Raw genomic sequence first — 13836 nt, 5'->3', positions numbered from 1 at the left:
AGAAGCGCATCAAATCCACTTTAAATAAATGGGCTTGCTGTTCAAGGGCTTGACCTATTATATAATTTCTTAGTTTCAATATACAATGTGTTCCAATTTCAATAAAGCATTATGACTATAATGACGTTAAAGTGTAATATTCCTGACATATGAAGTCAGTCTTAAATATGGAGGTCCTTATGGAAGTTGATAGTTTAAAAAAGAAAACCCTTGCGGACTTGAGGGCTATAGCGAAAGCTATGAAAATCAAGAACATTTCCAAACTTAGAAAAGATGCACTTATTCAGGCCATCATGGATGGAGGTCAAGGGGAAACACTTGATTCCAGTGGCACTGGAATAGCTATGGAAGGGGAGTCAATTGCAAAAGACAAACCAGAAATCCAGAGTCAGGAAAAGTCTGATGCCCCTGTTGAAGTCCCTCAAAATACTGTGAAGAAGGCACCCACCCAGAGCCGCCGCATAAGAGGGAAAAGTTCGAGTGTCAAAGAGGACAAGGGTCCAGATATGGGACCAGACAAGGATGTAAAAGAAGCGAAAAATGAAATAGACAGCAATTTAAAAAATCAGGCTGACGATGAAGTGGAAGGTGTTCTGGAAGTCATTGAGCAGGGATATGGTTTCTTGAGATTTAAAAATTTCTTGTCCAGTGATCTTGATGTGTATGTGTCTCCATCTCAAATACGCAAGTTCAATATGCGAACGGGAGATAAGATTAAGGGCATCACCCGGGTTCCAACTCAGTCTGAAAAATTCAGAGCCTTATTATATGTTAAGGAGATTAATGGACAAAAGCCTAGATCAGGCAGTCTTAGACCAAAGTTTGATGACTTGACCCCCCTTTATCCAGAAGAGCGTTTTAACCTGGATGATGGCAGTGGAGAAATGTCTATGCGACTGATTGATCTTATTTCACCTATCGGCAAGGGGCAACGTGGATTGATCGTCGCGCCACCAAAGGCTGGTAAGACAATTCTTCTGCAAAAAATCGCTCAAAATATCACACGAAACAATCCAGACGCGGAAGTGATCGTGCTCTTAATTGATGAAAGACCTGAGGAAGTTACGGAAATGCAGAGATCCATCAATGCTGATGTTATTTATTCGACCTTTGATGAACTTCCGTCACACCACATCAAGGTGGCAGAAATGGTTCTCAATAGAGCCAAAGGTCTGGTTGAACAAGGAAGAGACGTGGTTGTCTTACTGGATAGTATTACAAGACTTGCCCGAGCATACAACCTTGTGATACCATCTTCTGGACGAACGCTCTCCGGTGGTTTTGACCCTGCGGCGCTTCATAAGCCAAAGCGATTCTTTGGTGCAGCCCGTAATATTGAAGAAGGGGGGCAGTCTTACAATTCTTGCAACAGCCCTAGTAGAAACAGGCTCTAGAATGGATGAAGTCATTTTTGAAGAGTTTAAGGGCACAGGCAATATGGAATTAACCCTCAATAGAAAACTGTCAGAAAAGAGAATCTTCCCAGCGGTTGATATTAGAAAGTCAGGAACAAGAAGGGAAGACAAACTTCTTTCCAGCAAGGAAATGGAAGCCATTTGGCATATTCGAAGAGCCATGGGCAATTCCAATGTACAAGATGTGACAGAGTTCTTAATAGACAAGCTCATGAATACCAAGACAAATCACGAGTTCGTGGATAAAATTCGTGGGGGCTTTAGAATTGGAAAGAATAAATACTAATTCTTTAGTCTTTTGAAAAATGAAGCTATTACGCCACATATATCTGCAAAGGATTGCAATAAGCCGTTTGTGGGACTTTAAATATATGTCAAAAATATCAGCAGATCATGTTGATATTTGAAGATCAACATGATAGAATAATAAAGCTTGACATTGGGAACAAATGCCCTTAAGATATTTGGGTAGAAAACTAATTCCCCATCAAGAAATTGACACAATTATTGAAGGTGGGCTCACTTTCAATATGGGTATAATACTAAACAGGGGTTGCCAAATCACAATCCCGCATATTTTAGAAAGAGGTGAATCTCATGAAAAAAGGTATCCATCCTGAATACAATGAGGTAGAAGTACATTGCTCATGTGGCAATACTTTCAAGACGAAGTCTACTAACAAAGAAATCCGTCTTGAAATCTGTGCAGAGTGTCACCCGTTCTTCACTGGTTCTGTGAAGAAAGTTGATCGTGACGGTCGTGCAGAAAAATTCAAGCAAAAATACGGTCTATAGTAAATTTGCATGTATCAAAAAGAGGGTTGGTTTCCAATCCTCTTTTTTAACGTGTTTTTTTCTATTGGCCCCAAATGCACAAAAATGAGAGGGCAGGAATATCACTTAATTTAAAGGTGAGTTCGTGTCTTTTTCCGTTTTTACTGGTAGAAAATCAGAAATATTTGGCCGAAGATGAGATGAAGTTGGTTGACATAATATTGGATGCTTGTACAATAAGTTCATAAAACCCTTGTAGGTTAATTAGATTTATTGATTATGTGAGCCATGCTGGTCTTATCTCTGGTATAATAATAGAAGCGAGTAAATTGCAAAATCCATTTTATGGGATTTGGTATAATAGAATCAGAACCAGGGAGGCTCAAATGGCAAAACTCTACTTTAGATATGGCGCAATGAACTGCGGTAAAACAACGAACCTGCTTCAAGTGGCACACAACTACGGTGAGCGTGGTATGAAGGCTATTATTTTGAAGCCGGGCACTGACAAAAAGGTGGAAATGCAGTTATGTCTCGCTTGGGCATCACGCGCCAAGTTGATTTGCTTATATCAAGTGAAGACAATGTCATTGATGAGGTCAAACGTTACATCAATAAGAATGGATCAATAGACTGTATTCTTGTGGATGAAGTGCAGTTTTTTACAAAAGAGCAAATTGATCAGCTTTTTGAAGTGGCTGTTCGAATGAGCATTCCAACAATATGCTATGGGCTGAGAACCGATTTTAAGGTGAATGGATTTGAAGGCAGCCAAAGACTGCTTCTTTTAGCCCATAGTCTTGAAGAATTAAAAACAGTGTGCCGTTGCGGACGTAAGGCGGTTCTAAACGGACGTAAAATTAATGGTGAATTCGTTTTTGAAGGCGAACAAGTTGCAATAGATGGCGTGGACCACGTGGAGTATGAGTCTCTTTGTGCCCAGTGCTATTTTGAATTGCAGGAAAGATCATTAGGTGAGTAATAGATGAAAGATAAGTACACATCCATTGGCGGACAGGCCCTAATTGAAGGGGTTATGATGCGAAATGGTGCCAAAGTTGCCATGGCTGTTCGCAAGTCAAATGGAGAGATTGAATTAAAACAGGAAACCCATGCTTCGAAATTTGCCGGCATTTCAAAAATCCCTTTTCTAAGAGGCATCTTCGCCCTTATTGCTTCCATGTCTGTTGGTGTAAAAGCCCTGACCTGGTCAGCGGAGTTTTTTGAAGATGGAACAGAAACAGAACCAGAGTCAAAGTTTGAAGTTTGGATGCGTGATAAGTTTGGTAAAAAGGCGGACGATATTCTCATCGGTCTTTCTATGGCCTTTGCAGTTGTCATGGCTTTTGGTCTTTTTGGCGCCCTGCCAACACTTATTATTTCCCTTACAAAACGCTGGGTGAGCGATCCGCTTATCTTGAGCTCTATGGAAGGGGTTATGAAGATTGTCATGTTTATTGGATATGTGGCAGCTATTTCGCTTATGCCAGATATTAAAAGGGTATTCCAGTACCACGGTGCCGAACATAAGGTGATTTACACCTATGAAAGTGGCGACGCATTAACTGTTGAAAATGCTAGAAAGTATACAAGGCTTCATCCAAGATGCGGAACCAGTTTCTTACTGCTTGTTCTTATTACAAGCATCATTATATTTTCTTTTGTTAGCTGGACATCGCCTATAATGCGTATAGGCATGAAAATTTTGTTTTTCCCACTGATTGCAGGCCTCTCATTTGAGATTATTAAGTTCACTGGCAAGCATGACAACGCCCTGGTACGAATTATCACATGGCCTGGTCTCATGGTTCAAAATCTGACGACAAAGGAGCCAGACGACAGCCAATTAGAAGTGGCTATAGCATCCTTAAAGGGCGTTCTTGATGAAACAGAGGAAGTTGTTTCATGATAAGTCTACAAGCGATTATTCTAGAAGGTCGAGAGGCATTTTCTGAAATAACTCAAACACCAAATCTTGATACGGAGCTCATAGTCTGCCATGTTCTAGGGATTAGCAAGCTTGATATACTCATGAACCCCAACATGGAGGTGTCGGAAGCTAAGGTTGAAGTGCTTCGAGACATGTTTACAAAAAGGGCCAGCGGGGTGCCCGTTCAGTATCTTGTTGGTACAGAAGGCTTTATGGGACTTGAATTTCTTGTGACACCAAGTGTTTTGATTCCTCGACCAGATACAGAATTACTGGTTGAAAAAGTTATTGAGTTGATTGATAATAGAACAGGTGCTCGAATACTTGATATCGGCACAGGAAGTGGTGCTATTACCGTATCACTGGCCTATTATTTGAAGACGTCCATGGTGGATACAGTGGATATCTCTAAAGAAGCCACAGCTGTGGCCAAGCAAAATGCCAGGACAAATGGTGTTTTAGACAGGGTGACATTCCTAAATGGAGATGTTTTTGACCCTGTTAGTCCGGGTACAAAATATGATGTTATTGTATCCAATCCCCCATATATTCCATCTAAAGACATCGACGGTCTTCAGGTGGAAGTGGCAGTGTATGAACCAAGGCTGGCCCTAGATGGCGGTCTGGATGGTTATGATTTTTACAGGCGCATCATAAAGGAAGCGCCTGCGTATTTAAATGATAAGGGCATACTCGCGTTTGAGACCGGACACGATCAGGCAAGAACCATTGCAGAGCTCATGGAGCATGATGGTCGATATGAAAATGTGTCTGTTCACAAGGACTTAAACGGCACCGAGCGTGTGGTCATCGGTTTTAAAAAACGATAGTATGAACAGGAGTAGGTGGAATAATGTTTGATAAACTGGATTTTATCGTAGAAAAACATGCCGAGTTAAACTTACAAATTTCTGATCCTGAAATTATCAGCGACCAGAAACTTTGGCAAAAACTCATGAAAGAGCATGCTGAACTCACACCAATTGTTGAGAAATTTACAGAATACAAGAATACCAAAAAAGGCATTGAAGAAGCGAAAGAAATCATTAAAGATGAATCGGACGAGGATGTTCGTGAGCTGGCTAAGATGGAGCTGGATGAGCTTGAAGAAGCCCTACCAGAAATTGAACAGGACCTTAAGATGCTTCTTATCCCTAAGGACCCTAACGACGACAAGAACGTTATTCTTGAAGTTCGTGCCGGTGCGGGTGGCGATGAAGCGGGTCTGTTTGCCGCTGAGTTGTTAAGACTGTATATTCGTTATGCAGAACGCCAAAGATGGAAGGTTGAAATGATGAACACTTCTGAGTCTGGCGTTGGGGGCATTAAGGAAGCTTCTGTCATGATCAAGGGACAGGGCGCTTATTCAAGACTGAAGTTTGAATCAGGTATACACAGGGTTCAGCGTATTCCAGCAACAGAGTCAGGCGGTCGTATTCATACATCAACAGCGACGGTTGCGGTTCTTCCAGAAGTGGAAGACGTTGAAGTTAACATTAATCAAAATGACCTGCGTATTGATGTGTTCCGGTCATCTGGTAATGGCGGTCAATCTGTAAATACTACGGATTCGGCTGTACGAATCACCCACCTTCCAACGGGGATCGTGGTTTCCTGCCAGGACGGTAAATCTCAGCTTTCCAACAAGGACAAGGCTATGAAGGTTCTGAAGTCTCGTCTGTATGAAATTGAACTGGAAGCCCAAAACTCTGAAATTGCAGAGCAAAGACGTTCTATGGTTGGTTCAGGAGATCGCTCTGGAAAAATCAGAACATACAACTGGCCACAGGGTCGTATTACAGACCATAGAATTGGCCTAACCGTTTATAAGCTGGCAGCCTTTATGGAAGGCGAAATTGATGAAATGCTGGATGCTCTTATTGCAGATTACCAAGCGGAAGAGCTCAAGCGCCTTGATGCCTAATAAGTAAGAATATAGTGTATGCTCAATCCCACAAACGAAAGTCTTTGTTTGTGGGATTTTTTTGCAGACCAAGATTGGTGGGGCCTATACCTTTTTTAATGTACTTATTGTGTATTTTGGGGCAGGTTTTTAATGGTGATAACGTTTCCAACTAAAATTTATGAGGACTTTTTTTCATATGAAGGAATCCTGACCGATTTCCTTGTAATATAAAAATATTAGGCGTATACTGAAAAAGTAAATTTTCTGAAAAAAGAAGGTGTGAACATGGATTACGAAGCCATTTCGCAACCCTAACCCTTGTCTTATTTATTGAAAAAGTTGTTATTTCAGATCATTCATTTGGTGTGACTATGTGAAGTCAATTCAGTTTTGAGGCCGTTTGATGAATTGTCTGGGGTCATTTAAGAAAAGACAAGGGGGTCTATGTAATGCATACCAAGCTTGCATTTATACTAGAAATAGGGGTTATTCTATTCGCCGCAAATATTGGTGGATTGATCAGTCGAAAGCTAAAGCAACCAGCAGTACTCGGACAAATTATAGCAGGTATCGTACTGGGTTTAGGCATGATGGAAAAAACAGCGATGATTGAACACATGGGGGAAATCGGTGTTATTTTTCTAATGTTTATTGCAGGACTGGAGACGGATGTAAAAGAACTTCAGGAGTCGAGCAAATCCTCGTCCTTAATTGCCATAGGCGGTGTCATTGTTCCGATTATACTCGTAACAGGCGGGACGTATTTTGTAACAAAAGATTTGACATCAGCGGTCTTTATGGGGGTTATATCAACAGCCACATCTGTGAGCATCTCTGTCCAGACACTACGTGAACTGGGCCAGTTGAGAACCCGTCAAGGCATTGGCATACTAGGTGCTGCAATTATTGATGATATAGTTGGCATTATTTTACTTACACTTATTGTGGGCGTGATTAAGCCAGAAGTGAGCAGTTCCGTTGTGGTTGTGCTCGCAAAAATTGTTGGATTTTTCCTACTTGTGTTTGTCGTAGGTGCTATTATAACAAAGTTGATTCAAAAGTATGGAAAAGCTATACGTATTGAAGAAAAAATAGTGACATATTCCATTGTGACCTGCTTTATTTTGGCATTCATATCGGAAGAACTAGGTGTGGCGGCTATAACAGGCGCATACTTTTCTGGGGTGGTATTCTCAATGACAGAATACAGACACAAGGTGTCCCATGAGGTCAACCGAATCGCGACGATTATGTTTACCCCAATCTTTTTCGTTTCAATAGGTATGGGGGTTAACCTAAATGCTGCACTTTCAGCCATTGGTGTGGGCTCTGTCTTTATTGCCATGGGTTTTTTAGGCAAAGTTATAGGCTGTGGTATTGGGGCAAGACTCTCTGGTTTTAACAAGAAAAGGGCCCTTCAAATTGGTTTTGGCATGGTGCCCCGTGCTGAAGTTGCCATTATTATTGCAAATTTGGGCATAAAAATGGGGATTATTGGTCAGCACGAACTGGCAGCAGTTATTTTAATGGTTCTTGTGACAACCCTGATCACACCATCCTTGCTTAAGTGGTCTTTTGAAGGCGAGGAAGAACGCCATTCACGTGCCAAAGCGGCTTAGTCAATTGAGTGACTTGCAAAATATCATTTTAGACTCCTCGTCATATGGTATGACAAGGACGTAGATTTGTAATTTTGCAAACGCCAAAATCAAATAGTTGTACTTTTTATCCCGTAAAAGACCTAGATTTTTTACGGGATTTTCTATGGCGGGCATATTTACTGGGAGACTTAATGACATTCAACTTGTCCATAAAAATGTAGTCTTTCCCGGGATTTTTCTTGAAATTATAGTGAAACTCTATATAATATTAATGATCCCGTATGAAGTCCAAAGTAATGCGGGATGAAGTGTGTATGGACCTATGACATATGCAAAGAGGGTTTATCTATGGAAACGAAGAAAACAAAAATTTTCAAAATTACAGATGAAAACTTTGGTGCCGCCGGTCTTTTAGAAGAAGCGGCTCAAATTTTGCATAAGGGCGGGACTGTGGCTTTTCCGACCGAAACGGTGTATGGTCTCGGAGCCAATGCCCTTGATGCAAATGCGGTTTCTAAGATTTATATCGCCAAGGGAAGACCCTCTGACAATCCACTTATTGTGCATATTGCAGATGAAGCTGACCTTGAAGCGTTGGTGTCTGGTGTCACAGAGACGGCAAAAAAATTAATGGATGCCTTTTGGCCAGGGCCTTTGACCCTTATCTTTGATAAGAGTGATCAGGTGCCAGAATCTGTAACGGCGGGACTTGAGACCGTTGCTGTCCGTATGCCATCCCATCCAGTTGCCAGGGCCCTTATTAAAGCGTCCGGTGTGCCTGTGGCAGCGCCTAGTGCCAATTTATCTGGGAAGCCATCTCCAACGGATGGTGCCCATGTTGTCCTTGATCTGGATGGCCGTGTGGATGCCATTGTATGTGGTCAGTCTTCAGACGTGGGATTAGAGTCAACCGTTTTGGATGTGACTGGAGATGTTCCCCTTATACTCAGACCAGGTGGTGTGACAAGGGAGGATATTGTTGGCGTTGTGGGAGCCTGTAATGTGGATCCAGCTATTGAAAAAGTCCTGTCAAAGGACTTAAAGCCAAAATCACCCGGCATGAAGTACACACATTATGCACCTGAAGCTGATTTGTATGTGTATGAAGGTGATACTGATAAGGTCACAAGTTATATTGAAGGTCTGAAAGTCAAGTATGAATCACAGGGTCTTAAAGTGGGTATCATGACTTGTGATGAACACTTGTCAAAATATAGTGGTGGAATGATTAAAAGTCTTGGGTCCAAATCAAACCTGTCGCAAATGGCATCAAGGCTATTTGCTGTGCTCAGAGAGTTTGATGATGAAAAAGCAGACATAATTCTATCGGAGGCCTTTTCAAAAGAGGGGATTGGGCATGCGCTTATGAACAGACTCTTAAAGGCTGCAGGGCATAGAGTTATACAGTTATAAATTTTAATTTTTTTTAAGACTTACAAAATGCATGGACAAACACTTGGTGTATGAGATAATATTACCCGAAGTGGCAGAGCAATTTTGAGGAGGATTACCATGAAAATAGCAATGGGAAGCGACCACGGTGCACTGAATCTGAAAAAAGCAGTCAAGGATCACCTGGAAGCAAAAGGTCATGAAGTTGTCGATTTTGGAACACATACACAAGAGTCTTGCGACTATCCTGTATACGGAAAAATCGCTGCTGAGGCTGTGGCGAATGGGGACTGTGACTGCGGAATTATTATGTGTGGCACAGGCATTGGTATTTCTCTTGCAGCCAACAAGGTTAAGGGCATACGCTGTGCGGTTGTAAGCGACTGTTTTAGCGCAGAAATGACAAAGATGCACAACAATGCAAACATGATTGCTCTTGGAGAGCGTGTTGTGGGAACAGGTCTTGCGCTTAAAATTGTAGACGCCTATCTTGATGCAGAGTTTGAAGGCGGCCGTCATGAAAGACGTGTCAACCTGATTACTGATATTGAAAAGGAATACAACAAGTAAGTTTTATAAACAAGACTTTATAACGAAGTATGAACTGCATTATGTGAGTATGGTGCATTCAGATAAAGACTCTGGCACACGGGCCAGAGGGGTAAATATTTAGTGATTATCGAGAGGGGTTAAGCGAAATGAACAGAGTTGTTGAAATGGATCACCCATTAATTCAGCACAAACTAACGCTGATTAGAGACAAGAATACAGGTTCAAAGGACTTCCGTGAACTTGTAAAGGAACTGGCTATGCTTATGTGCTACGAGGTAACACGTGACCTTCCGCTCGAGGAGATTGAAATTGAATCCCCAGTGGCGAAAACGAAGGCAAAGGTTATTTCTGGTCGAAAAGTGGGCATCGTTCCAATTCTTAGAGCAGGTCTTGGTATGGTTGACGGATTTCTAACCCTTCTACCAGCTGCAAAAGTTGGTCATGTTGGTCTATACAGAGATCCAGAAACACTAGAGCCAGTAGAATACTACTGCAAAATGCCAACTGACGTCGAAGAGCGTGAACTGATTGTGGTTGACCCTATGTTAGCAACAGGTGGTTCTGCCAATGCAGCCATCCAATTTATCAAGGACAGAGGCGCGACAAACATTAAACTGGCTTGTCTTGTTTCGTGCCCAGAAGGCATCAAGGCCGTTCATGCTGTCCACCCAGATGTAGACATTTACGTGGGTTCTATTGATGAAAAGCTAAACGATCATGCTTATATCGTACCAGGTCTTGGTGATGCTGGTGACCGTCTATACGGAACAAAGTAGTAAGAAAGTCATAAGCAAGTTATAAACCAGACTGAAATTATTAGAAGACCAGAGATGTGATATGTTATCAAATCTCTGGTCTTCTTTTTATTGAAATGAGGGACTTGCAAAATATCACTTAATAATCCTCGTTATATAGATATTGGCGTTTAAGGATATTGATTCTGTATATGGTGTAGCAGGTGAATAGATATGTAATTTTGTAGGCAGATGGAAAAACAAACTTGGCGCATAACCTTAAGAAAAAAATTGCTTGATCAAATCAATATAAGGGGAAGACGGTAGGTGTAAGTGCGGTTGACTCTTTTATATCTGATAGGTCCCAAATTAGGACCCAGGTGATATTTTTTCATGCTTGGAATCCAGGGCATGTACGTTATAATGATTTTAGGAGGCGATTCACTTGGAAAGAAGAGACAAGGTTAATTACTATTTGGATATTGCTGAAACTGTGCTTGAAAGAGGCACATGCCTGAGAAGAAATTATGGAGCCATTATTGTCAATGATGATGAAATCATTTCGACGGGGTATAGCGGCGCACCCCGGGGGCGGAAAAACTGTTTGGACATTGGAACGTGTGAGAGAGAACGCTTAAAGATCCCAAGGGGACAAATGTATGAGAAGTGTCGGTCTGTCCACGCTGAGGCCAATGCCATTATTTCTGCGGCAAGAAGAAGAATGTTAGGCGGTACCCTCTATCTTGTTGGGCGAGAAAAAACCACAGGCGAACTCATAAGTAATGCCAATTCCTGTTCTATGTGCAAGCGACTGATTATTAATGCTGGAATTGAGCGGGTTGTTATTCGCAGTGATCAGGACAACTTCACAACCGTGGAAGTCTGTGATTGGATATTTTATGATGATTCCCTTTCCAATCAGTTTGGATACTAATACGAAAAACAAAGTGGCGACCGGTGGCTCTCAATTGGTCGCTTTTATATGTTCAAAAGTCTGAAATAGATATATATGAAGGTTCTGGGTTAAAAAAAGATTACACTATCCTAAGAAAGATTGCAGTTTCAAGGAAAAAGAGATAGAATACGTAATCGAAGTAGAGTATATTTTTATACATGTTGAACTTGCAATATTTGAAGGTATACCACCGTTTTTTTGCAAGTGAAAATACATATAACTCGAACAACTTGATGAGGTGAATACATGGATATTACATATAAATTGGTGCTGGCTATGATGCTTTCAGCCTGTGTAACGTATGGCTTAACACCCCTGGTGAGAAAGCTTGCTATCAGAGTTGGCGCAGTGGACGTACCCAAAGATGAGAGACGTGTCCACACAAAACCTATTCCTCGAATGGGCGGTCTGGCCATATTCGTAGGATTTCTACTGTCATATGCCATTTTTAGCGACATGGAGCCCTTTAAGATGGGCGCCATTATATTTGGGGCAAGCCTTATGGTGGTTGCAGGGATTATTGATGATATTCATGAAATCAGTGCCAAAACCAAACTGGCCTTCCAATTGGCTGCAGCTATTGTTTTATATGCCTTTGGCATTCGTATTGAGTTCTTCTCAAACTTTATAAATCCAGAAATGGGTATGATTCCTCTGGGTCTGCTCAGTTTTCCGGTGACTGTTTTCTGGATCGTTGGTATTACCAACACTGTGAATTTGATTGATGGTCTTGACGGTCTAGCCGCTGGGATCAGTTCAATTGGTGCTATTACCCTAACACTGGTTGCCCTGCAGTTCGGGGGACAGGACGTGGCGCTTACGACCCATATGAACGAAGTGGCCCTCTTAACAATCATTGTGGCGGGCGCATGTATCGGGTTCTTACCCCACAATTTTAATCCTGCAAGGATTTTTATGGGCGATGCTGGATCATTGCTGCTTGGTTTTTTACTGGCATCAGCTTCAGTTGACGGTGCCTTAAAAGGGACAGCGGTTGTCGCTGTGGCCATTCCTATACTGGCTCTAGGCCTTCCAATTTTCGATACGACATTTGCTATATTACGTCGCCTCATGTCAGGTCGGTCTATAGCAGAAGCGGACAAGGGGCATTTGCACCATAGGCTGCTCCAAGTGGGGATGAATCAAAAACGCGCAGTCCTGACCCTCTACTTAATTGCCTCCCTCATGGGAGCCAGCGCAATATTCCTAGCCAGTCACGACTTCTTGAACACCATAGTTGTTCTGACTCTGGCTGTGATTTTAATTGCTATACCAATAAGCCAAACCATGACGTCTGACAAGGTAGACGATGAAGCCTAATCGTTTTACATAGTCTCAAGTGGGGTGACTTGTGAAATGACTGCACAGGTTACACCTTGTTTTATATGGCAAACGACAAACTAAAAGCTCTAGTATGAGATAATATATGTTTCTAACAAGGAGAGTATACTGTGAAAAAGATTATGTCAGTGTTCGGAACAAGACCCGAAGCTATAAAAATGGCCCCAGTGGTCAAGGCCCTTGAAGCAGATGAAAACTTTGAATCAATTGTTTGTGTCACAGCTCAGCATAGAGAAATGCTTGATCAAGTTCTCGACTTGTTTGACATCGAGCCGAACTATGATTTGAACATTATGAAGGCTGGACAGACCCTATCTCAAATCACATCAAGGGTATTGCAAGGTCTGGAAGAGGTCATTAGAGAGGCACAACCTGATATGATCCTGGTTCATGGAGACACAACGACAACATTTTCTGCATCACTGGCAGCCTTTTATAATGGTGTGAAAGTGGGCCATGTGGAAGCAGGGCTTCGAAGCAATGACAAGCTTTCCCCCTTCCCGGAAGAAATGAACCGGTCCCTGACAGGACGGATAGCAGATCTTCACTTTGCGCCAACAGAAGGAAACATTAAAAACTTGAAGCAAGAAGGCATAAATATGGACACGGTTGTCAAGACAGGCAACACAGTGATTGATGCCATGAAACAAGTGGTTGAAAGTGAGTATGCTTTTGGCAATGAAAAATTAGACAGCATTGATTATGATAACAGGCGCGTTGTCCTACTCACAGCCCACAGAAGAGAAAATCTCGGCGAGCCAATGGAAAATATTTTTGGTGCCTGTAGAGAGATTGTCGAAAAGTTTGATGATGTGGAGCTTATATTCCCAATGCACCTCAATCCCAAGGTTAGGGAGATTGCTAGAAAGCACCTAGATGCTCATGACCGCATTCACTTAATTGAACCGATGGAGTATAAACCTTTCCAGAACTTAATCAACAAGTCCCATCTTATTCTAACGGACTCTGGTGGTATACAGGAAGAAGCGCCTGGCATTGGAAAACCAGTTTTGGTGCTTCGAACTGAAACGGAACGCCCTGAAGCTGTAGAAGCAGGCACCGTTGAGATAGCTGGAATTAAGCGTGAACGTATTGTTGAATTGGCTTGTAATCTACTATCGGACCAGAGTGCTTATACAAAAATGAGTCAGGCCACAAACCCATATGGGGATGGCAAGGCTTGTGAACGTATTGTATCAGCTTTAAAAGACTATTATAAAATTTAGCACAGGTTCA

General features: G+C 41.9%; 11 protein-coding genes and 2 pseudogenes. All 13 read left to right on the top strand.

From position 1 onward, the window contains the following. Positions 1-179: 179 nt before the first annotated feature. A pseudogene (rho, locus tag ACQ4KW_RS19170) lies at positions 180-1701 on the top strand (transcription termination factor Rho). A 311-nt stretch (positions 1702-2012) separates the two neighbouring features. After that, the gene (rpmE, locus tag ACQ4KW_RS19165; RefSeq protein ID WP_430884038.1) at positions 2013-2210 is read left to right on the top strand and encodes a 50S ribosomal protein L31; all 198 of its coding nucleotides are present in this window, start codon (positions 2013-2015) and stop codon (positions 2208-2210) included. 365 nt (positions 2211-2575) lie between these two features. Continuing rightward, positions 2576-3171: pseudogene (locus ACQ4KW_RS19160) on the top strand (thymidine kinase). A 3-nt stretch (positions 3172-3174) separates the two neighbouring features. Next, complete coding sequence (locus ACQ4KW_RS19155) at positions 3175-4098, top strand: DUF1385 domain-containing protein (protein WP_430884037.1); 924 nt, start codon at positions 3175-3177, stop codon at positions 4096-4098. After that, positions 4095-4949, top strand: coding sequence for a peptide chain release factor N(5)-glutamine methyltransferase (gene prmC, locus ACQ4KW_RS19150; protein WP_430884036.1), 855 nt, complete (start codon positions 4095-4097; stop codon positions 4947-4949). The genes ACQ4KW_RS19155 and prmC overlap by 4 nt, the downstream gene beginning before the upstream one ends. 23 nt (positions 4950-4972) lie before the next feature. Beyond that, entirely contained in the window at positions 4973-6043 is a 1071-nt protein-coding gene (gene prfA / locus ACQ4KW_RS19145) for a peptide chain release factor 1 (protein ID WP_430884035.1), read from the top strand. Between the two features lie 431 nt (positions 6044-6474). Beyond that, positions 6475-7644: a cation:proton antiporter gene (locus ACQ4KW_RS19140; RefSeq protein ID WP_430884034.1), complete on the top strand. Its 1170-nt coding sequence runs from the start codon at positions 6475-6477 to the stop codon at positions 7642-7644. 330 nt (positions 7645-7974) lie between these two features. Next, the gene (locus ACQ4KW_RS19135; RefSeq protein WP_430884033.1) at positions 7975-9039 is read left to right on the top strand and encodes an L-threonylcarbamoyladenylate synthase; all 1065 of its coding nucleotides are present in this window, start codon (positions 7975-7977) and stop codon (positions 9037-9039) included. Positions 9040-9138: 99 nt separating this feature from the next. Then, on the top strand, positions 9139-9588 hold the full coding sequence (rpiB, locus tag ACQ4KW_RS19130; RefSeq protein WP_430884032.1) for a ribose 5-phosphate isomerase B: 450 nt from the start codon (positions 9139-9141) through the stop codon (positions 9586-9588). 128 nt (positions 9589-9716) lie between these two features. Then, entirely contained in the window at positions 9717-10346 is a 630-nt protein-coding gene (upp, locus tag ACQ4KW_RS19125) for a uracil phosphoribosyltransferase (protein WP_430884031.1), read from the top strand. 403 nt (positions 10347-10749) lie between these two features. After that, complete coding sequence (locus ACQ4KW_RS19120) at positions 10750-11238, top strand: deoxycytidylate deaminase (protein ID WP_430884030.1); 489 nt, start codon at positions 10750-10752, stop codon at positions 11236-11238. A 267-nt stretch (positions 11239-11505) separates the two neighbouring features. Then, positions 11506-12579, top strand: coding sequence for a glycosyltransferase family 4 protein (locus tag ACQ4KW_RS19115; protein WP_430884029.1), 1074 nt, complete (start codon positions 11506-11508; stop codon positions 12577-12579). Positions 12580-12722: 143 nt separating this feature from the next. After that, a complete protein-coding gene (gene wecB / locus ACQ4KW_RS19110) occupies positions 12723-13826 on the top strand; it encodes a non-hydrolyzing UDP-N-acetylglucosamine 2-epimerase (protein ID WP_430886607.1) in 1104 nt (367 codons plus the stop codon). Positions 13827-13836 lie beyond the last annotated feature (10 nt).

This window comes from Tianxiuia mixotrophica (assembly GCF_050596425.1).
Classification (GTDB): Bacteria; Bacillota; Clostridia; order Peptostreptococcales; family Acidaminobacteraceae.
Note: the sequence above shows the minus strand (reverse complement) of the source record. Positions and strands in the feature narration are given on the sequence as shown.